17 protein-coding genes are annotated in these 21,895 nt (G+C 43.7%); 6 read left to right on the forward strand and 11 right to left on the reverse strand.

Annotation, left to right across the window (positions count from 1 at the left end; genetic code table 11):
* Nucleotides 1–309: 309 nt before the first annotated feature.
* Nucleotides 310–1,197, reverse strand: a complete 888-nt coding sequence (locus tag C8D84_RS03525; RefSeq protein ID WP_087814380.1) for an SDR family NAD(P)-dependent oxidoreductase — start codon at nucleotides 1,195–1,197, stop codon at nucleotides 310–312.
* A gap of 189 nt (nucleotides 1,198–1,386) precedes the next feature.
* Here C8D84_RS03525 and C8D84_RS03530 point away from each other — a divergent pair, with 189 nt between their 5' ends.
* Complete coding sequence (locus tag C8D84_RS03530; protein ID WP_087814379.1) at nucleotides 1,387–1,776, forward strand: DUF1622 domain-containing protein; 390 nt, start codon at nucleotides 1,387–1,389, stop codon at nucleotides 1,774–1,776.
* Between the two features lie 50 nt (nucleotides 1,777–1,826).
* Here C8D84_RS03530 and dusB read toward each other — a convergent pair whose 3' ends face one another.
* The 3 genes from dusB to C8D84_RS03545 all read right to left on the reverse strand — a co-directional run bounded on the left by dusB (nucleotide 1,827) and on the right by C8D84_RS03545 (nucleotide 5,796).
* Nucleotides 1,827–2,858: a tRNA dihydrouridine synthase DusB gene (gene dusB / locus C8D84_RS03535; protein WP_087814378.1), complete on the reverse strand. Its 1,032-nt coding sequence runs from the start codon at nucleotides 2,856–2,858 to the stop codon at nucleotides 1,827–1,829.
* Nucleotides 2,859–2,990: 132 nt separating this feature from the next.
* Nucleotides 2,991–5,036, reverse strand: a complete 2,046-nt coding sequence (locus C8D84_RS03540) for a BCCT family transporter (protein ID WP_087814377.1) — start codon at nucleotides 5,034–5,036, stop codon at nucleotides 2,991–2,993.
* A 319-nt stretch (nucleotides 5,037–5,355) separates the two neighbouring features.
* Nucleotides 5,356–5,796: an HIT family protein gene (locus C8D84_RS03545; RefSeq protein WP_045452152.1), complete on the reverse strand. Its 441-nt coding sequence runs from the start codon at nucleotides 5,794–5,796 to the stop codon at nucleotides 5,356–5,358.
* 258 nt (nucleotides 5,797–6,054) lie between these two features.
* On the opposite strand from C8D84_RS03545, the gene C8D84_RS03550 reads away from it, so the two are divergent.
* From C8D84_RS03550 to C8D84_RS03560, 3 genes are all read left to right on the forward strand, one after another.
* Nucleotides 6,055–6,816, forward strand: a complete 762-nt coding sequence (locus C8D84_RS03550; RefSeq protein ID WP_228244449.1) for a hypothetical protein — start codon at nucleotides 6,055–6,057, stop codon at nucleotides 6,814–6,816.
* Between the two features lie 205 nt (nucleotides 6,817–7,021).
* Complete coding sequence (gene ilvD, locus C8D84_RS03555; protein ID WP_109590107.1) at nucleotides 7,022–8,908, forward strand: dihydroxy-acid dehydratase; 1,887 nt, start codon at nucleotides 7,022–7,024, stop codon at nucleotides 8,906–8,908.
* 380 nt (nucleotides 8,909–9,288) lie between these two features.
* Entirely contained in the window at nucleotides 9,289–10,536 is a 1,248-nt protein-coding gene (locus C8D84_RS03560) for a cation:proton antiporter (RefSeq protein ID WP_109590109.1), read from the forward strand.
* Between the two features lie 18 nt (nucleotides 10,537–10,554).
* Here the strand turns inward: C8D84_RS03560 and C8D84_RS03565 are convergent, their stop codons facing one another.
* The 4 genes from C8D84_RS03565 to C8D84_RS03580 all read right to left on the reverse strand — a co-directional run bounded on the left by C8D84_RS03565 (nucleotide 10,555) and on the right by C8D84_RS03580 (nucleotide 15,749).
* Complete coding sequence (locus C8D84_RS03565; protein ID WP_109590111.1) at nucleotides 10,555–11,970, reverse strand: serine hydrolase domain-containing protein; 1,416 nt, start codon at nucleotides 11,968–11,970, stop codon at nucleotides 10,555–10,557.
* 396 nt (nucleotides 11,971–12,366) lie between these two features.
* Nucleotides 12,367–12,909 carry a beta-lactamase hydrolase domain-containing protein gene (locus tag C8D84_RS03570; protein ID WP_109590113.1) on the reverse strand — a complete coding sequence of 181 codons (543 nt, stop codon included), beginning with the start codon at nucleotides 12,907–12,909 and terminating at the stop codon, nucleotides 12,367–12,369.
* Nucleotides 12,910–13,085: 176 nt separating this feature from the next.
* The gene (locus C8D84_RS03575) at nucleotides 13,086–14,003 is read right to left on the reverse strand and encodes a MaoC family dehydratase (RefSeq protein ID WP_109590115.1); all 918 of its coding nucleotides are present in this window, start codon (nucleotides 14,001–14,003) and stop codon (nucleotides 13,086–13,088) included.
* Between the two features lie 345 nt (nucleotides 14,004–14,348).
* Nucleotides 14,349–15,749: a 3-oxoacyl-ACP reductase gene (locus C8D84_RS03580; RefSeq protein ID WP_109590117.1), complete on the reverse strand. Its 1,401-nt coding sequence runs from the start codon at nucleotides 15,747–15,749 to the stop codon at nucleotides 14,349–14,351.
* Nucleotides 15,750–16,329: 580 nt separating this feature from the next.
* Here C8D84_RS03580 and C8D84_RS03585 point away from each other — a divergent pair.
* Together C8D84_RS03585 and ppk2 are read left to right on the forward strand one after the other, a co-directional pair.
* A complete protein-coding gene (locus tag C8D84_RS03585; RefSeq protein WP_109590119.1) occupies nucleotides 16,330–17,889 on the forward strand; it encodes an acetyl-CoA C-acetyltransferase in 1,560 nt (519 codons plus the stop codon).
* A gap of 248 nt (nucleotides 17,890–18,137) precedes the next feature.
* Nucleotides 18,138–19,151 carry a polyphosphate kinase 2 gene (gene ppk2, locus C8D84_RS03590; protein ID WP_228139068.1) on the forward strand — a complete coding sequence of 338 codons (1,014 nt, stop codon included), beginning with the start codon at nucleotides 18,138–18,140 and terminating at the stop codon, nucleotides 19,149–19,151.
* A gap of 300 nt (nucleotides 19,152–19,451) precedes the next feature.
* Here the strand turns inward: ppk2 and C8D84_RS03595 are convergent, their stop codons facing one another.
* The 3 genes from C8D84_RS03595 to kdsB form a co-directional block, all read right to left on the reverse strand.
* On the reverse strand, nucleotides 19,452–19,799 hold the full coding sequence (locus tag C8D84_RS03595; protein ID WP_109590121.1) for a PilZ domain-containing protein: 348 nt from the start codon (nucleotides 19,797–19,799) through the stop codon (nucleotides 19,452–19,454).
* Between the two features lie 55 nt (nucleotides 19,800–19,854).
* The gene (locus C8D84_RS03600) at nucleotides 19,855–20,991 is read right to left on the reverse strand and encodes a DNA polymerase III subunit delta' (RefSeq protein WP_109590123.1); all 1,137 of its coding nucleotides are present in this window, start codon (nucleotides 20,989–20,991) and stop codon (nucleotides 19,855–19,857) included.
* 84 nt (nucleotides 20,992–21,075) lie between these two features.
* Entirely contained in the window at nucleotides 21,076–21,888 is an 813-nt protein-coding gene (kdsB, locus tag C8D84_RS03605) for a 3-deoxy-manno-octulosonate cytidylyltransferase (RefSeq protein WP_109590125.1), read from the reverse strand.
* Nucleotides 21,889–21,895 lie beyond the last annotated feature (7 nt).

Here is a 21,895-nt window from a genome sequence, read left to right on the forward strand (position 1 = left end):
TCATACAGGATCTAACATCATGGCAATCACGATTTGAGCTGCCATGATTGACTCATTTATGACCCAAAACGACTTATGATCTAATGTCCGTGTCATATCTAAATTTGAGTTGAAGACACTTTAGTTCCCATAAAAGTGATGATGATAGACATTTATAAATAGGTTTTGATCATAATAAAGCGTTAAGAACAAAAGGCTGCTACTGCCCTCTCTCCTATTTTATATCAACAATAATAATTTTTAAGGCATTAAAAAAGGACACCGCAGCGTCCTTTTTTATTCTAAATCAAGGCTCATATACAGCCTATTCTAATGATGCTCACCAGGCAGTATTCTGGCAAAAGCACGCTGAGCAAGGTTTGGCTTCTTATCGGTAGTCAGTCCAGCGCGGGTGCTTGGAAAAATACGATAACCCATCGACTGAATACCAACGTTGATTGCTGGTGCCAGTGAATAAGTAGCTGACGCAAATTTACCCATGTTGCTGGCAATACTGTTTGGTTTATGGACAATCGCTTTGGCAACCATCATCGCGGCTTCATCAGGCATTAATGCAGGCATGTAACGGTATAACTTAGTAGGCTCAATCATAGGCGTACGCACCAATGGCATAAAAATATTGGTAATCGTCACATTATCGCCCTTCACTTCAGCAGCTAAGCAGCGGCTAAAAGCGTCCAATGCCGATTTTGAGGCAACATAAGCGGCAAAACGCGGACTGTTTGCCAATACGCCAATCGATGAGATATTCACAATTTGACCAGTCTGACGTTCAATCATCCTCGGCAAAAACCCAAGAACTATTTTAACCGCGCCAAAGTAATTGATATCCATAGTACGCTCAAAATCATGGAAACGATCAATAGACTCGTGAACCGAACGCCGAATTGAACGACCAGCGTTATTGACCAAGACATCAACATGTCCGAAATCTGCCAAAATTTGCGTGCTAACTTTTTCGATATCATCCATATTGGTCAAATCACAAGGGTAATAACTGGCATTGCCACCAAGCTCCTCGATACTTTCTTTAACGGCTTTTAGTTTGTCTTCGGTACGTGCTAATAAGATAACATGCGCACCGCATTCACTAAGTAAATATGCTGTACGCTCACCAATACCGCTTGATGCCCCTGTGATAATGATATGCTTATCTTTGACCGCTTTGTTGATTGCTTTTTTTGAGGGATTGGCCATAAAAAATCCTTTTTGTTGTTTCTATGCCTATGAATGTTCGATTACAGCATAGCAAAAAATTATGGCTTAAAGTGAACAAAACCGCCGTCTCAGCCAGATAATTTGCCGATCATAAGGATCGATAAACGTATAATCGCAGTATTTTTCAGACTTACGCTTTTCACCGAGCATCGATAAGGAGTATCTATTTTGATTGCAACTCTAGCTCATTACATTGATTTAATTGCTAAGATAGTCGAGGTCATTGGCGTACTTATTATGTTTTTTGGACTGTTTTTTGCTTTTTATCGAGGGATTCGCCTAACCAGTGGGTTTAACCATGAGACCTATATCGAAGTCAGACAAACCGTCGGTAAATCTATTTTGTTAGGATTAGAAGTCCTCATCGCCGCTGATATTATGGCGACTGTCGTCACAGAACCGACGTTACGCAGCGTCCTAGTACTAGGTTTTATCGTACTCATTCGGACTTTTTTGAGCTTGTCACTACAAGTAGAATTAGAAGGCAAATTCCCTTGGCAAAAAGAAAATACCGCACTCAAAAAAGAACCAAGTACCGCTAAAGTGGACGAGCCTTAAAGCTTTTTTATTATTTAACAAACGCTTAGCATGAACCCTCTGCTCACTTACTATCCGTGCGCCTGCAAAAAATCTTCGACCACGCGAAACTGTCCAGCGGTACTTTCTTCACCATACATTGCTTGGCGAAAAGCATTAGAATTAGGAATGCCTGTGGTATACCAAGCAATGTGCTTGCGAGCGATACGGCAGCCAGAGTACTCACCATAAAAGTCATATAGCTCTTGCAAATGCGCCAATACGATCTCTTTTATCTCACTGACGCTCGGTGCATCAAGACTCTCACCAGTGCGTAAGAAATGCTCGATATCGCGGAATATCCACGGTTGTCCTTGGGCAGCACGCCCAATCATCACCGCGTCACAGCCTGTCAACTCATAGACACGCTGGGCTTTTTGCGCGCTATCGATATCGCCATTGGCAATGACGGGAATGTTGATACTTTCTTTAACTTCGCGTATCAGCTCATAACGCGCCTCGCCAGTGTACATATCCTCGCGCGTGCGTCCGTGAATGGCAATCGCTGCAATACCTGCTTGCTCAGCGCGCTTCGCCACACGCAAGATATTCTCACGACCATTCTCATAGCCCAATCGCGTTTTTAAGGTCACGGGGGCATTTACGCTATTTACCGCCGCATCTAGTAAACGGGCAACCAAATCTTCGTCTTGCAACAGTGCAGAACCTGCCAGCCTACGGCAAACTTTTTTGGCAGGGCAGCCCATATTGATATCAATAATTTGCGCGCCATTATCGATCTGATAACGTGCCGCTTCTGCTAATTTATCAGGCTCAGCCCCTGCAATTTGCGCTGATATAGGCGCAATTTCATTGTCAAAATTGGCACGATACAAGGACTTTTTGCGCGCGTAAAGCGCCGTGTCAGCGATAATCATTTCACTCACCGCATGACCGGCACCAAAGGATTTACATAAACGCCGAAAAGGATTGTCCGTCACGCCAGCCATAGGAGCAACCATGAGGCGGTTTTCAATCGTCAGGCCACCGATATTCAATGGTTGCAATAATGGATGGTCAGATACTGGCAAAGACGACGGTAAAGCAGGAGAATCAGTAGACATAACAAACGGCTTGCCATTAATTAAAATAAGATAATAAAAACAAGCCGTTATTCTAAGGAATCGTACGCATATTGCAAGCTATTAACATGAATAACTTGCATTAAGAAACACGACTTTTTCAACAGTGTACCCTTACTTATCAAACACACTGCCCTGTTCTAGTGTGATGTCCTCATCATGCTCCTGCATACGCCACGGCAAACTATCTGGCGACACATTTAAGAAGTGTAGGTATTTTTCGAACTGATCAATAATATCGTTAATCACCGACTCTGATTGATAGCCATATAAATCATAGGTTTGACCACCACGGCGCAAATACACCTCAGCACGATGATGGTGCTCTTGTGGTAATTCATTGGCCATATCTTCCGTATAATAGTCAGGAATTTCATGCTCTGACAAACGAACTTCATACCAGAACTCTACATTGTCACCGCGTCTTAATTCCAATACAGCACGGTTATTGACCTCATCATAATTTACATCAGGCAACCAGCCTGTTTCGGCAAATTTCTCTGCCACCTCATGCATCGATGATAAAACCGTACCTTTGATATAACCCAGCACTTTTTCGCGCGTTGGTTGATTGGTGATATAGTCAATACGATCACGCCATGCGTCGAGCTTAAGTAGATGCGGCGGCAAATGATTGTCATTGGCTAGGCTTTGATTGCGATGTCCTTCAATACGTAGTGCGCGCCACATACCAAATGTCGAAATCAATATAATGATTGCAAACGGTAAAGCACTAACGATAGCTGCTGTTTGTAGTGCACTTAGACCGCCTGCGATAAGTAGAACCGCCGCGACCGCCCCCTCGGTTACCACCCAAAACGAGCGCTGCCACCAAGGCGTATCACTACGTCCACCTGCGGCGAGCGAGTCAATCACTAATGACCCTGAATCCGATGACGTCACAAAAAAAGTAATAATTAACAGTACTGTCAATGACGAGACAATCTGCGTGAATGGTAAATTCTCTAGCAATTTAAATAACGCAATCGCTTGGTTGTTTTGCACTTCGCTAATCAGCGCGTCGTAACCATCGACCATAATCATATGCAGTGCCGTATCGCCAAACACTGAAAACCAAAAGAAGGTAAATAGCGTTGGCACTAACATGACGCCCAATACAAACTCACGAATGGTGCGGCCGCGACTGATCTTGGCAATGAACAGACCCACAAAAGGCGCCCAAGCAATTGTCCATGCAAAAATAAATAGTGTCCAACTACCGATCCAATCACTCGATTGGTACGCTTGTAAGCTAAAAGTACGCTCAACGATATTGCCCAGATAGCTGCCCGTATTTTCCATGAAAGCATTGAGAATAAAAATCGACGGACCAACGATAAAGACAAATAACATGAGTGCCGTTGCTAATACCATGTTTAAGATAGACAAGCGCTTGACGCCTTTGTCCATACCTGCCAACACGGAAACCAAGGCAGCTGCTGTTACTAAAGCAATGATAATAACCTGCACCGTCGTATTAACTGGCACCATCTCTGGTAGCAAATAATTTAGTCCTGCATTAATTTGCGCCACCGACAGACCCAAACTGGTGGCGATACCAAACATCGTGCCCACGATCGCAAACACATCAACGGTATGTCCGATAGGGCCATAGATTTTGTCACCGATTAATGGATATAGCGTTGAGCGTACCGACAATGGCAAGCCATGACGAAAAGAGAAATACGCCAGCGACAAACCTACTACGCCATAAATCGCCCAAATATGGAAACCCCAATGGAAATAGGCAATTTGCATGGCTTCTTTGGCAGCTTCAATCGTCTGCGGCGTGGAAAGTGGCGGACTGGCAAAATGCAATACAGGCTCTGCTACGCCATAAAACAGCAAGGCTATGCCGTAGCCTGCGGAAAAAAGCATGGCGAACCATTCCAGAAACTTATACTCAGCCTCCGCATGGTCAGGGCCTAATTTAATACTGCCATAAGGCGAAAATGCCAAGGCGATGATAAACATCAAAAATATGGCGACTGCCAACATATAAAACCAGCCGAAAGTGTCGGTGGTAAATGCCAGCACTTTGCTGAACAGCTCGCCAGCAGCGTCAGGGTTGATGGCTGTACCGATCACCAATAAGAGCATAATCGCTGCTGCCGGTACAAAAACTGGCAACAAAATAGTGGAGCGAGGTAATTTACTCATAGAAAGTGATATCCCCAAAAAGTAGCAATGAAAAATAATCTTCGATATCAAGATTAATAATCAAAAGGAGCAGTGCCTTTTTTATAAAAATTGACTCACAAAGGCGAAAATGCATCAGTTATTATTAAACAAATACAATTTTTATCACACTATTTGCAAAAACCCCAGACAAGCGCCCAACTTGTAACATGACTTTAACGATTGTTACATGACTATTACCAAGTAATAAAAAAGGCCGCTTGTTAGCGACCTTTTTATTTTATTCTGGAACAATTTACGTTTTGCTTGTTAATTCGACAGCCATCTCGTTTTTTTATTACTAAACAGTAATGGTAGCAGCAAGTTGCTTAGCCGTTTCAGCCAGTTCTGTGTGATCAGCTTGGGTCACTGCATGTCGACCGAGCTCATGAATACTCGATGGAATGAGATGCACGTGATAATGAAAAACGGTTTGACCCGCCTCGCTACCATTTAATTGCATCTGAATAATGCCTTCACGCGCAAATACTTGACGCTGTGCTTGCATGACTTTTTTAGCGGTCATTAACACCGCGGCGGCATACTCTGGTTCAAGGTCCGCCAAATCAACGGCTTTTTGCTTAGGAATCACCAGCACATGCCCCTCTGCTTGTGGCATGATATCCATAAAGGCAAGGGTTTTATCATCTTCATAGACTTTGTGATATGGGATGTCACCGTTTAGCATTTTGGCAAAGATATTGTTATCGTCATACGCGGCTTGCTCATTGGCTTGGGTCATTATTTTTTCCTTTACTTGTTTGATTATTGGTTGCTCGACAGCTTTTAGAAGGGATGGAATAGCCTGTAATATAGTGGACGAAATGTCGTTTAAGCACAAGTTGCGATAGCACTCGTTATTGAAAATTAGCAATACATAAGCTAATCGCGGTAGCTCACCAATTTGGTTGGCGAGTCAGGCGCTTTAAATGTTATATTAACCCTCTACTTTAACAAAACTACGTTTATGGATTCGTCTATTTTGCCGACTCAATCAAATATGAGTAACATTTACACAGAACCTGCTCAAGCAGCGCAAACGTCTGTCACAGCTGGCTCTGTATTCAATAATGAAAAAGAACCAAGCAGCGCTGAGACTAAAAATGAGACTCAAGCCCTCACTCAAAGCATTGAGCCTAACGCGCTCATTCTGGCCGAAGCACTGAGCGACAAGACGATTGGTTGGAAAATACACAATTGCAAAATCACTAAAAAGACAGTGACACAGGATTTACCACTACCGTTTTTATATCATTACGACAGTTTAAATGATGCGATTAAGCAAGCGAATCCGCTCACACCTGCCCTCCTGTCACAGTTCAATACACCCATGAGCGCTCATGAAGCAGCCAAGCTGATTGGTATTAACGAAGCACTAATAAGCAGCCCTTGGCATGTCAAAATCATCGGGTCATTGGTGGTTTTTAGCGAAGCGTTGCAGTTAGCCGTACGCTTGCATTGGACCAATACAGGCAAAGACACCCAACAACTTTATACCCAGAATGAAGCAGACGCTATTACAGCTGCTTTTAAAGATTGGCAGTTTTTTGGTCGTATCGATGTACTCTACAAAAATAATAAGCAAACCTTAATCAGTATAGATGAACAAGCTGAAGGCAATGAGCAACTACTTCGTATTGAAGCAAACGCTGATTATCAATGCTTGCCAGCGACTCATGCGTTAGTGGTTATCGCTAAATTGGAAGCGGACAAAATAGAGCTACCTTGGTTTGAGACGGCGATAGTAGAGCGCGTCGAATAACACCTTTTCTTCCAATTATTTACGATGTTATGACTACTATTGACTTGGCATTATCAATGAGTAGTTTTCAGTGACTCATATCTAATGGTATGGTAACGACCTAGTATTATTCACTAGTCCTCGCATTTTATAAAAAGCACACTATCAATATTAAAATTGAGGGTGCACATTTTCACAAACCTCGCCTATTTGTAAGGAACATCACATGGATTATCGCTCAAAAACCTCTACTGGCGGCCGTAATATGGCAGGCGCGCGCGCATTATGGCGTGCGACTGGCATGACTGATGGCGACTTTGGCAAACCAATTATTGCCATCGCCAACTCGTTTACCCAGTTCGTACCCGGCCATGTGCATCTAAAAGACTTGGGGCAACTGGTCTCACGTGAGATTGAACAAGCAGGCGGCGTGGCTAAAGAGTTCAATACCATTGCGGTCGATGATGGTATTGCCATGGGTCATAGCGGTATGTTGTACTCGCTACCCAGCCGCGATTTGATTTCTGACTCTGTAGAATACATGGTCAATGCTCACTGTGCGGATGCATTAGTATGTATCTCCAACTGCGATAAAATCACGCCGGGTATGTTAATGGCTGCGATGCGCCTGAATATCCCTGTAGTGTTTATTTCAGGTGGCCCAATGGAAGCGGGCAAAATCTTAGCCAGTACCGTTGGTAAGAGCCATAATACCGATGGTAGTGACAGTAGTGCGATTCGTAAACTTGACCTCGTTGATGCGATGATGGACGCTGCTGACGACAGCATTAGTGATGAAGATGTAGCCGCTATTGAATCCTCAGCCTGCCCAACTTGTGGTTCATGCTCTGGTATGTTTACGGCCAACTCAATGAATTGCTTGACCGAAGCGTTGGGCTTGGCATTACCGGGTAATGGCTCGTTACTCGCCACCCACTCGCTGCGTCGTGAGCTGTTTTTAGAAGCAGGACGCACCATTGTCTCACTTGCCAAACGTCGCTATGAACAAGATGACGATTCAGTATTGCCACGCTCCATCGCTAGCAAAGCGGCTTTTGAAAACGCGATGACCTTAGATATCGCGATGGGCGGCTCGACCAACACTATTTTGCATCTGTTAGCGGCTGCTAACGAAGCAGAAGTCGATTTCAAAATGTCAGATATCGATCGTCTAAGCCGCGGTGTACCTTGCCTTGCAAAAGTCGCCCCTGCCTCGCAAAAATACCATATGGAAGATGTGCATCGTGCTGGCGGTGTCTTTGCGTTATTGGCCGAGCTTGATCGTGCTGGATTACTGAAGACTGACGTACCGACCATCCATAGTCCAACGATGAAAGCCGCGATTGATAAGTGGGACATCATGAATCCTGATAATCAAGAGGCACGCGCGCGCTTCCTTGCAGCACCGGGTGGCGTACGTACCACTGAGGCATTTTCACAATCAAAAGAATGGTCAAACCTCGACGTCAACCGTGAGTCAGGTTGCATCCGTAGTGCCCAACATGCCTATTCTACAGATGGTGGTTTGGCCGTATTGTATGGCAATATCGCTGAGCGTGGCTGCGTAGTCAAAACCGCAGGTGTGGATGACAGCATCCTAGTATTTACTGGTCGTGCTCGTCTATTTGAGTCACAAGATGATGCTGTCGCTGCGGTATTGGCCGACGAGATCGTGGCAGGTGATGTAGTTATCATCCGCTACGAAGGCCCTAAAGGCGGCCCTGGTATGCAAGAAATGCTGTATCCAACGACTTACCTCAAGTCAAAAGGCTTGGGCAAAGAGTGCGCCCTACTCACTGATGGTCGTTTCTCTGGTGGTACCTCAGGTTTATCTATTGGTCATGCCAGCCCAGAAGCAGCTGAAGGCGGCACCATTGGTCTAGTAGAAGAAGGCGATACCATCCATATTGATATTCCTAATCGTACGATTAACATGCAAGTCAGTGATGCCGATTTGGCCACTCGCCGCGAAGCGATGGAAGCTCGTGGCCGCGATGCGTGGAAGCCTGTAAGCCGTGACCGTCATGTGACCCCTGCGCTACGTGCCTATGCTGCCATGACTACCAGTGCCGATACCGGTGCGGTACGTGACGTGAGTCAAGTTGAGCGCTGAGCCTTCAATTATTAATCGTTAAAGTATATTGGTAAAAATCTATTAAGCCTGCGCTATGCAGGCTTTTTTTCACCAAAAAACAACGCATATGTCGTTTTGATAACGATTTTTTGCGGTAATCATTATTTTTTAGCGTCATTATAATGGACTAGGGCGTGTCCTCAATTCAACCGATAGCAATCTAAATGAGCTAAAAATGGTTAAATCTTGCCAAACATCGTCAAATAGCTAGGTAATATCTCGATATTATCTGCACTATTTTCCTTGTTTGACTGCAATTTACCTCATTTTTATCACCATTTTTAAAATGAGGACACGCCCTAGTAAATATGGCCTCACTCTAACTTTTTAAGATAAACATAACAGCGTGCACCTACCTTATGATTGAAAACTACAATTTATTTTTATTGGTCTGCGGTATCGCTTTTTTACTGGGGGCGTTGTTCCCCATTATATTTAAGCGCACGCCTATCTCTTTGCCTATGTTGCAGGTTAGCTTTGGGCTGCTGATGGGGTACTGGTGGACGACCTTATCATTTTTAGACCCTATGAATAACGGCTTAATTATCGAAAAATTAACCGAAATTGTAGTGCTCGTATCCTTGGTTGGTGCTGGTATCAAAATTGATACGAAGCTGTCTTGGCAATTGTGGCGACCGACCGTACGTCTGTTGCTTATTACCATGCCGATTGGCATCTTTGCGATGGCGGTACTGGGCTACTATGCATTTGGTCTCAGTCTGGGAGCTGCTATATTGCTGGGCGCAGTACTGGCTCCAACCGATCCCGTATTGGCTTCTAGTATTCAAGTAGGGCCACCCAATACAGGTCGCGAAGACACACCGCGCTTTACTTTGACGTCAGAAGCAGGATTGAATGACGGACTGGCTTTCCCATTTGTTTATTTGGCCATAAAAATAGCGGAAGCCTTTAGCCAAGGCAATTCCTTTACCCTCGAGATACTCTGGTCATGGTTCACTCATGATGTCTTATGGAAAATTGGTGCTGGGCTGGTGGTGGGGATTGTCGTTGGTAAAATTATGGCCAAGCTGGTATTTTCAAAATACAGCCAAAACACCACTATTTCTCAAGGCTATGTGGTCATTGCGCTAACGTTAGTGGCTTATGGACTTGCCGAATTTGTACATAGTTATGGCTTTATCGCCGTATTTATCGCAGCATTTGCCTTTCGCCGCTCAGAGCATGAGCACAGCTATCACCACAAGCTCCATGATTTTGCAGAACAATCAGAAGGCTTACTCATGTCTCTAGTGCTGGTCACTTTCGGCATGTTTCTTGGTCAAGGATTGCAGTCGGGTGTTGAGCTGACATGGCGTGTTTACATCGTCAGCTTCACTTTCCTATTGTTGATACGTCCCATTGGTGGGTTTATTGCTTTATCAGGACTAAACATGGCACACACTGAAAAATATGCTATCTCTGCTTTGGGCATCCGTGGTATCGGCACGCTATATTATTTATCTTATGCGCTCAACCAAGGTTTTTTCGGTGATGAAGATGCGCTTAAACTGTGGGTCGTCTGTTCAATTGTCATTTTGGCGTCAATCTTTATTCATGGTCTTAGCGCTACAAGGTTGCTTAAAATGACGCCGAATAAATCACATTAACCTTATTGATAGAGCTATCTAGCGTTTTGAAAGCTCTGAATCGACTAAGTTAAGTACCGCTTCCGTTAGTGCAAACTGACGGACATCATTCAGCATCGTGGTGTCAAAATTATGGATAAAGGCAAATGACAATTGACGCTCTGGGTCACACCAAGCAACCGAACCGTTATAGCCCATATGCCCAAATCCTTGCTTGTTTACATCAACTTCTTCACTGTCTGTATGCTGACAAAGACTAAATAACCGATGATAACCCAAGCGCCAATCCATGTTTGCTGGCATAACAGCATCTATCCCTGTGACTTGCGGTTTGGATAGTTGCTCAAAAGTGGCGCTATTAATAAACGTGTGTCCTTGCCATGTTCCGCCATTGGCTAACATGGCATAGATGGTGGCCAATGCCTGAGCTGAAGCGACACCATTTGCTGCTGGAATAATGGCCTGTAGTGTCTCACGACTGTGATAATCGATCGCTTGTTTGCCAGCAGGTATGAGTGCTGCCTTATAATTTTTTAGATTAAGCTGACTGGTATTGAAGTACAAACGATTAATATGAGCCGTGTCTAGTATCGGTAAAGTGTTTTGCTCATCATCTGACCTTAGGTCTGCCGCTTTGCCATCCATTAAAGCTTGCTGCTGCCAGCAAGCATAACTAGGCAGACTAGCATAAGTACGTAAAGTACTTTGTGAGTCGGCTTTTAGCGTTGGTTTATGACGTTTATTACGCAGTTGTGAGCCAGCCTCATTTGATGTTTCGAAGTCTTTGGCCAGTCTTGCTACTTGGTTGACTTTATTCTCTGGTACACCAAAATAGCAACTATCAGCAATACCTAAAGGCTCAGTGAGATAATGGCGCAATGCCTCAGCTAAAGACATTTCAGTAACGGCTTCTATCAGACCGCCCAACACCCAACCATAGACCAGAGCACTATAAGCGCTGTCATATAGCTCGCCATGGTCTGGTGCTGTGATTGGCATGGCAGCAACTTTATTGAGCATTTGATCCCAATCAAGCAAAGTTTCGCTATCCGCAACGATACTCTGAATTGAGAATAAGTTGGCTTGATGCGACATCACGCTACGTAGCGTAATATTCCCTTTATTCTGTGCAGAAAATGCAGGCCAATAATGGGCAATAGGCTGGTCATAATCAAGCATCTGCTGCGAAACCAATATATGTACAAGCGTCGCCAATACACCTTTACCCGTCGAAAAATTAATCGCCAAAGTATCAGGCTGCCATGGCATCTCTGGGCGTACCATCCCCACACTCGCCTGTGCAATGCATTCTCCTGCCAGATAAACAACCACAGCACCACCAGCTGGTGCATCATCAAGCTGTAAGTCGGTGAGTATTTGCTGCAAACGTTGTTGCAAGGTTAGATTTATCTGTTGATCAAAAATCTGTGTGGTTTTATTATTATTGTCGATCATGGCTACCCTGCTCCATTTCTATAAAACAGCTAAACGGTAAAAAACTATTTAGCCCTTAATGTTAAGTGTTCATATGATAAAAAATATATTATTTACTAAGGCGTAACTGTTCAATCTCTCAATATTAGCCCGTTATTTTTTCGTTTTCCTAGGGCGTGTCCTCAATTCAATCGATTATCCTCTAAATGGGCTAAAAATAGCTAAATTTTGCCAAACATCATCAAACAGCTTCTTAATATCTCGATATTATTTGCGCTACTTTCCTTGTTTGACGGCAATTTATCTCATTTTTATCACCATTTTTAAAATAACAACGCGCCTTAATAAAAAAGGCAACCTAGTGGTCGCCTCTCTGTCATGCAATGCTGCTTAATAATACGTTGTCATCTTTATGTCTTAGCGCGGTACCAACAGACGATTATGAACTTCTTGCTCAAGCTTCGTTAATCCATGACTGCGCCCACGTTCCATAGCGGTGTCCATTTTACGTCCACGTAACCATCCTGCGCGTAGCGCCATTGCGGCACCCACTCTATTGCCTGAGCCACAATGCACTGCCGTTTTTTTGCCATGATGTTGACGCAATATATTATCAAATGCCAATATATTAAGCTGCTTCAAGTCTGCAGCACCGTTAATAGGCAGATGCTCATAGTGCATGCCAGCTCGCTCGACCGCTGCGGCTTCATCAAAGCTCAATTCATCATCTGGCTGTAAGTTAATCACTAACTCAACCCCAGCGTTCGCTAAGGCAACCACTTTTTCGTCATTGAGTGCACCGCATACAATGGTAGTGTCATCAGGACGAAAATAAGGCTCAAGAATAGTACTAAGATCAACACCATTGTCTAAAACGCTATTGCCAGCATTCGATACTGTGTCAATAGCTACTGAATGATTCAGTTGATCTGGGTTTGGTACGGCGGTATGTGAAGTCATAATTATAAATTTGTTCGTTATATTTACTATGGTCAATTCCAGTTAAAATAAGTACAAAGCAACCGCGTGTCGATGTATAAGCAATACTTCAAGCGAGGTTAACGCTATCACTTTTCTATCAAGAAACGACCATATTGAGATATTTTTTAGTTAAATGACAGTCATTCTACTGGCTTTTACTCATTGCCACTCTGTAATTTAACCGTACCTGCCAAATGCGGCTTGTCATTTTTAGAGCTAAATAAGCCAAACTCACAGGTAGCGTCTGTGTCTTCAAGTGCAGCCACCGGATCAGCGATCAGCTCTACTTCGGCAGGCAAAAAGATAGGCAGTTTAAATGACACATCAACCGTACAAGCATCCGGCAACTCGTCCATCATAGCAAGGCATTTGGCCTTTGACCACATGCCATGAGCAATCGCTTTAGGAAAGCCAAACGCACGCGCAGATAATGGATGGAGATGAATGAGGTTAAAGTCACCTGAAACAAAAGCATAACGACGACCGATATCTTCTGGCACTTCAAAGATACTATGCACGCCTTCTGGGTTGACTGATGGCTTAACCGTTATTGGACGTGGAGTGCTTTTTTTGTCTTTGCTGCTGATTGGTTTTTTGCTACGTGATAGATACGTCGAAGTACCTTCCCAAATCACCTTATCTTCTGACTTGACCGTCGTCACAAAATCAAACTGCTGACCCTGAGCATGGTCACGCAAATTATCAAAGGTGACTGACATAGCAACCGTTTCACGCTCACCGATAGGACGATACTGAGTCACACTATTATCGACGTGCACTAGACCCAACATAGCAAATGGAAATGGCTCTTTGACCATCATATTCATTTGCAGCGTCTGAGAAAGCACTGAAAAGTAAGTAATAGGTACTTTGCCATTATCTGCAAAACCACAAATTTTACGATAATCGTTTAAGTTACTTTGGTCAATGTGCAAATCGTCCACATAGTAAGTCGCTTGCGGCAATTGGTCTTTACTGATTTTGCCGTTATTACCAATAGGCAATAAACTTTTAACGATATTGGCATAGGTCGTATGCGCTTTCGGCAACGCATCATAATGTTTGTCTGACATAATAAATCCTAAGTGGGGCTTGAGCAAATTTTCTTGGTGTATCTAAAGATGCTATGACATTAGTGGTTACAGCCTATCATTGAGCAATGCCACCAGTATTATGCCTAAATTAGGCACAATTCATAGGCGTGGTTTTAGACAATGTAAGCAACTCTCACAGCAAAAAATAATTTGGCTACTGGTTCTCTGTGTTTTTATCATAAAAAAGCCACCCTTGGGCAGCTTTATTACGATTTATGAGCAATTTTTTCGTAAGCATATGTGAGGAAAATTAAAAATACTGATTAATATCATGTATTTACCATCCACTATTTACCATCATCTATACTCACTTATAAAGTGCTATTAAGCACCCAATAAGCTTTGACCACAAACACGAACAATGTTGCCATTTAAGCCACCAGAAGCAGGTGATGCAAACCATGCGATGGTCTCAGCCACGTCTACTGGCAAGCCGCCTTGGCTCATAGAGTTCATACGGCGACCCGCTTCACGAATAGCAAATGGAATGGCTTCGGTCATTTGCGTTTCAATAAACCCTGGAGCAACGGCGTTGATCGTCATACCTTTGGCGTTGTCTTCTAACTGCTTGGCAGTGGCATTCACCAAACCAATCACCCCTGCTTTAGAGGTGGCATAGTTGGTTTGACCCAAGTTGCCAGCGATACCTGAAATCGATGACACACAAACGATACGTGCATTGTCTTTTAATACGTCGTTGTCTAGCAAATAGCGGTTCAGCCTAGCAATACTACCTAGGTTAATATCGATAACCATGTCCCACTTTTTCTCGTCCATGTTTGCCAATGTCTTATCACGAGTCACGCCAGCATTATGGATGATTGAATCTAATCCGCCACGCTTTTGTGCAGCTTCGGCGATTTGTTTGCCAGCGTCATCACTGGTGATGTCGACGGTCAATACTGAGCCACTAATTTCGCTAGCGACTTTTTGTAGGTCTGCTTGCTGCTGCGGTACATCAAGGCAGATAACGTGAGCGCCTTCGCGAGCCAAAACGCGAGCAATTGCTTCACCAATACCGCGGCTTGCGCCAGTTACCAGCATGGTTTTACCGCCAAGAGGCTGCGTCCAATCGACATCAACATTGCTACCCTTACTAACGCGTACGACTTGTCCTGAGACATAAGCTGAACGAGCGGAGGTGAAAAAGCGCAAAGTCGAATCTAAGTTTTGCTCTGCGCCGTCTTCCACATAGATAAGCTGTGCCGTAATACCGCGTTTGAACTCTTTACCAACAGACTTCACAAAGCCTTCAAGCGCGCGCTGAGCCAAAGCTGTATCAATGTCAGTGATATTTTCTGGTGGGCGGCCAATGATAATGACGCGACCAGACTTTTCTACACGACGAGCCACAGTATGGAAGAACTCATACACTTCTTTTAATTGATCGGCATTGCTAATATTACTGGCATCAAACAATAAAACTTTAAATTTATCATCGCCGCCCGTATTGGCTTTTGCTTCCACGCCTGCATCAGCAAGGGCATCTTTGATATCATCACTGCTGTTTACATAAACATCAGCATGTACGTCTGACAAAATTCGCGCCACAGACTCACTGACGCTTTTATCATCGCCATTAGCACGACCAACCAATACGCTACCACGTACTAAAGGCTCACCGCTTTCGAAGCGATCAAGAGTAACAGGTAACGGTAAACCCAAATTTTTGGCCACTTTTTTGCCAATAGAAGACTGAACAAAATCACCATAACGGTCTGACATAATATAATCCCTATAACGAACGGTTAGAATAATAGTAATAAATGTAATGTGCCTATTATATAGACTCAATAACCTCATAATTATTGATATTTAGTAAATGAGTCTAAAGCTGGCCTAACTATACACTGCCATCTTAAACAAGTCCAAAAACCGATAATGTCTACAACAATCTGTAAACAACTCAGTATACAAGACGGTCACTTTTTCTGGATTTAAAAATCACCACATTGTGCTAAAATCAGACCTATAAGTTATAGCAAATGCAATTATCGATAACAATATATTATCAAATCTATCGTTATGCAATGCCAATAATCGATACTAGCCAGTCTACGAAAGTCATATTGATGTCTTTCAAAGCTGATACCGACCTTAGATAAGCGTCACATAGTTTGCCAAAGATATACAGTAAGGTCGTAAAAACGTCTTATCATAAACAGTTATGCTGCGTAATAAGTGATAATATTTGCTTCTTGTTTATTTTCGATTATTGAATTTTTTAATGTAATCATTTTTATTATCATTAGTTTTACTATTGTTACCCTCTTTTCTTCTGCCCATATTTTTTAAGGATAATATTATGAGTAATAAAAACAATCACCCTGATAGCCCTGTTGTTGAAAGCACAGTGGTAAAAGCCAGTGCGTCAAAATCTACTGATAATAAATCAGACAGCGCCAAAACAGAAACGGCTGTTAAAAAAGCTAAAAGCACGACAGCTACAGACACCTCTAATAAAGAGTCTTCTAGTAATAAAGAGTCTTCTAGCACCACAGAAGCGAATGATAAATCACCAGCTTCTACTACGAAAAAGCCAGCATCTGCTGCCAAAAAAACCAGCAAAACCAAAGCCGTTTCTGGTCAAAATCGCGTGGCTATCTTAGGTGCCAACCGTATTCCATTTGCACGCTCGAACGGTTCATACGCTGACGTTAGCAACACCGACATGTTGACAGCTGCATTAGATGGCTTGATTGAACGCTATAACCTACAAGACGAAGTGTTGGGTGAAGTGGTATCTGGTGCCGTCATGAAACTAAGCCGTGACATCAACCTAACTCGCGAAGCCACGCTTAACACAGCGCTCAACCCACATACGCCAACTTACGATATCTCACAAGCTTGCGGTACTGGCTTGCAAGCGACTTTTGCTTCTGCCAATAAAATTGCACTGGGTCTTATCGATTCAGCAATTACTGGCGGCGTAGACACGACCTCTGATGCACCGATCGCGATTGGTGATGGTCTACGTAAAGTACTGATCAAACTGGGCGCGGCTAAAGACAACAAACAACGCCTAAAAGCGTTAATGGGTCTAAATCCAAAAGACTTAATCGATTCACCACAAAATGGTGAACCACGCACTGGTCTATCAATGGGCGACCATCAAGCCATCACCACACTTGAGTGGAACATCAGCCGCGAAGCACAAGATGAGCTTGCTTTTAACAGTCATCAAAACCTAGCGCGCGCTTATGATGAAGGGTTCTTCGACGATCTAATCACTCCATACAAAGGTCTGACGCGCGATAACAACTTGCGTCCTGATACCACCTTGGAAAAACTGGCTAAATTAAAGCCTGTGTTTGGTAAAAAGAACGCCAACCCAACGATGACAGCAGCCAACTCTACACCGTTAACGGATGGTGCCTCTTGTGTCCTACTAGGAACCGATGAGTGGGCAAAAGAGCGTGGTCTTAAGCCATTGGCTTATATCGTTCATCAAGAAACGGCCGCCGTTGATTTCATTGGTAAATCTGGCACCACAGAAGGCCTATTAATGGCACCTGCTTATGCCGTACCGCGTATGCTTGAGCGTGCAGGTCTAACACTACAAGATTTCGATTTTTATGAAATCCATGAAGCATTTGCATCACAAGTGTTATCAACACTAGCTGCTTGGGAAGATGAAAAATTCTGTGAAGAGCGCCTAGGACTAGATGCACCACTAGGCTCTATCGATCGTAGCAAGCTAAACGTGAATGGCTCGTCGTTAGCTGCGGGTCATCCATTTGCCGCAACGGGCGGTCGTATCCTAGCCACTGCAGCGAAGCTATTGGATCAAAAAGGCTCAGGTCGTGCACTAATCTCTATCTGTGCAGCTGGTGGTCAGGGCGTGACTTGTATCTTAGAGAAATAACTCTTTGACTGCTATTATTTGATTGGTATTATCAGTCAATAGTTAGCATGAATACTTTAAAGCACTCTTTAATCGATGGATTAAAGGGTGCTTTTTTATGCCCATTCACTACTCAAAACTGGATATTAGTCATGGTCTTGCTAACAACACAATAATGAAACGTAGCCAACGCATAGCTCTATCGGTAGTTATGCTAAAGTAAGAGGATAACCAATAAAAATCATAACAACACTGATTAGGAGTTTTTTATGGGTAAGATACCTTCGTCCATCAATCCCAAATCCCTCACGCCACAAGAGCGTCAGGAACTTAGCTCACCTGAGCAACACAGTTTTATCGAGCGTATGGATAAAGAGGTTTTTAATGATCAGTTGCGGCGTAAGATGCACGAAGACCTCATCGATACTTATGATGAAGAGCTAGAAAACGAGATAGATGATTATGTGCGTGACTTTCGTTTTGATGGGCGCGAAATGAGTGAGCAAGAAAGACTTGATCGTCGTATGTACTTTCAAGAGTTGGTAAGGCTACAGCGCGAGCTTATTAAGTTACAAGACTGGGTCGTTGATCGCGGTGAGCGTATCGTTGTCATATTTGAGGGTCGTGACTCAGCGGGTAAAGGTGGCGCTATCAAGCGTATCACGCAGCGCTTAAACCCTCGTGTGTGTCGAGTGGCTGCCCTACCTGCACCGACGGAACGTGAGCAATCACAATGGTATTTTCAGCGTTATGTCGCCCACTTGCCTGCTGCTGGTGAAATTGTGCTGTTTGACCGCAGTTGGTATAACCGTGTGGGGGTTGAGCGTGTGATGGGTTTTTGTACCGATGCACAGTATGAAGAATTTTTTCAGTCAGTGCCTGAGTTTGAACGTATGCTAGTACGCTCAGGTATTCGCTTGGTGAAGTACTGGTTTTCGATCACTGATGATGAGCAGCATTCACGCTTTATGAGCCGTATTCATGATCCGCTCAAGCAATGGAAGCTCTCAGCCATGGACTTACAATCACGCCGCCGTTGGGAAGACTATACCAAGGCTAAAGAGACCATGTTTGAGCGAACGCATATCCCTGAAGCACCTTGGTGGGTGGTTGAAGGTAACAATAAAAAACGCGCAAGGCTAAACTGTATTGCTCATCTACTCGAACAAATTCCTTATAAGGAAGTGCCACGTGATGAGGTAGAATTACCCGATCGTAAACGTGATGACGAATACTACCGTGAGCCTATTCCAGATGATATGTATGTGCCACCGCGCTATTAAAAGATATAATAGCTTTACTTAGGGTGTGTCCTCAATTTAATCGATTGTCCTCTAAATTGGCTAATAATGGCTACATTTTGCCAAGGATAGTCAAACAGCTTATTGATATCTCGATATTATTGGCATTGCCTTTATTGTTTGACGGCAATTTTTATCACCATTTTTAAAATGAAGACACGCCCTAGTCTTATGCTCATAAAAAAAGCCGCCTTATCGATATATAAGGTGGCTTTTTTTATACTGTTTGTTGAATAATAGTCGTCTAACATTCATCAAAACCATTACAAGTACAATAAATAATTACATGGTATAGGTGGACTGCAAACCATCTATTTTACCCGCCAATAATCGCTCAACTTCGTTTTTAATTCTTTGACCTGCAATATCAGTTCCAATCTGTACCGCAAAACCTGCCGGTAGACCACCTTGAGTTTTGGCGTTAATCCAAACCACTTTGCCATTCATAGGCAAACGCTCGCTAGAATTGGGTAAAGTGATGGCGATAAATACCTCGTTACCTAGCTGCTGAGCGTCATTGGATGGCACAAATAATGCGCCATTACTGACAAAGGACAAGTAGCTGGCATATAACATTTCGATATTTTCAATGTGGCAGGTTAATATCCCGCCGCGTCCTGGCATGGCCATAGTCAGCTTCCTTCATTAAGTTTGGTATTTTTATTTGCTATCAAGGCAGATTTTCTTATAAACAAGCCAATTCTTGCATTAGCTTATCATAGGCAAATTTTTCTTGCACATTTTGTTGCAGAGCGATTTTTGTCTGCTGTAAGCTATTAGAAAAAAGTGCTAGGCCATTATTATCAGGTGGATGCTTTTCTAATACAGCGGATAGATTGACGTCTTTTTGAAGCTCATTAAGCCCTAAGCAAACACGGCGCATATCAAGTAGCATCAGCTCAGACAGCTGAATAAATTCCGTGATACTCAATTGGTTTTGCCAATAGTCACTGGCTGCCACACTACTACGTTTACCACTACGCAGTGCCTGCCACGTCGTCAACCATAGCGCACGTTTGCTATACCATGGCGCTTGTGCCATGGCTATTGCTGCCAAAGGTGCGCCATTTGCCAATTGGATAAGCTGCTCAATCGCAGCCGTTCCGACCGCTTCACGATTGACCGTAGAGCCAAGTGCCTGTGTCACATAGTCAACGGCGATCACAGGCTGAATGGTCTGTAATGGCAACTGCTGCACCCGACTTTTAATGGTGGGCAGTAGTTGTGCTGGAGTATCACTGATCAAAAATAAATGGACTCTAGCTTGTGGTTCTTCCAAGGTTTTGAGTAGCGCGTTGGCCGCGGCAATCGTCATTTGCTCTGCATGGTCTAACACACAAATACGCATCCCTTGACCACCTTGGTAGATAAAAGGCTGCAAGTTACGGATATCATCCACTTTAATCTTAAGAGCACTATTATTAGCTGTTTTGGATGATTTGTTATCCTTTGCAGCGTTACTTAATTTCTCTTTATTATCAGCATTGTCTGCACTGATTGGCATACTGATCAGTGGCAATACCTGTAAGCTTGGATGCGTGCCAGATCTTAGCCATTGGCAACTTTCGCACGCGCCGCAAGCCCCTGTGGGATGACTATCACGCTCACGGCATAATAGCCAAGCAACCAAACGCCATACAAAAGCTCGCTTGCCCATACCCTGCATACCAGCAGCTAATAGTGCATGTGGCAAAGATTGCTGTGATGTCAAAACTCGCTTGGTCAATTGCGACCACAGATTTTGCTGCCATGGCAATAACGCGGCGAAATAAATGTGGTCTGTAGTATCCATTGTGCCTGTATTTTGCGTCTTATCACTCATAGCTAACGTCCTATCACTTCGCTTGATTATTCAGGATATAGCGTGTTCATGACGCTTTAGATGAAATATTTTCGCTTAGGCTATTTATCCAATGGGACTCTGAAATTCAGTCAAGCTCATGGCGTTTAAGCGGTCTAAATCTTCTTGGGTATCGACCCCTGCAGGTAGATGACAAGCGGCAACTGAAATAGCAATCTGCGCTCCATTTTCTAAAACGCGTAACTGCTCTAGGCTTTCAAGTGTCTCAAGTGGCGTTTGCGGCCAATGCACAAACTGCTGTAATAAACGGACGCGATAAGCGTATAGCCCTAAATGACGATAAGCATTTTTTGGTGGGTTTCTATGATTATCATTGGACAATATGACATCACGATCACAAGGAATGGGCGCTCGGCTAAAATAAAGCGCACGTTGCAAGTCATTAGCGTGTTGACTGACAACCTTGACCACTGATGGACGCATAAAAGTCTCATAGTCGTCGATAGGCTCACACAAAGTCGCCATCACGCTATCACTGTCTGCGACCAAAAGCGCCTTTACCTGCTCCAGTAATAACGGTGGCACTAACGGTTCATCGCCTTGCATGTTAACCACGATATCATGGTCAGCCCACCCTTTGATGGCGGCAACTTCTGCCAAACGGTCAGTGCCTGAAGCATGCTCGCTACTGGTCATCACCACATCGAACCCTGCATCCATGCATATCTTGGCAATATCGTCATCATCCGTGGCAATACACATATCATCAGCGAAGTGCGCTGTTTGCGCCTTTTCAGCAACCCAAAGAATCATCGGCTTACCATGTATCTCTAGTAATGGCTTGCCGGGCAGCCTTGTGCTTTTAAAACGAGCAGGGATAACAATGTGAGTTTTGGCGGGCATAATCACTGACGACATGGGGTTT

Origin of the sequence: Psychrobacter immobilis (assembly GCF_003148585.1) — a bacterium.
Classification (GTDB): Bacteria; Pseudomonadota; Gammaproteobacteria; order Pseudomonadales; family Moraxellaceae; genus Psychrobacter; species Psychrobacter immobilis.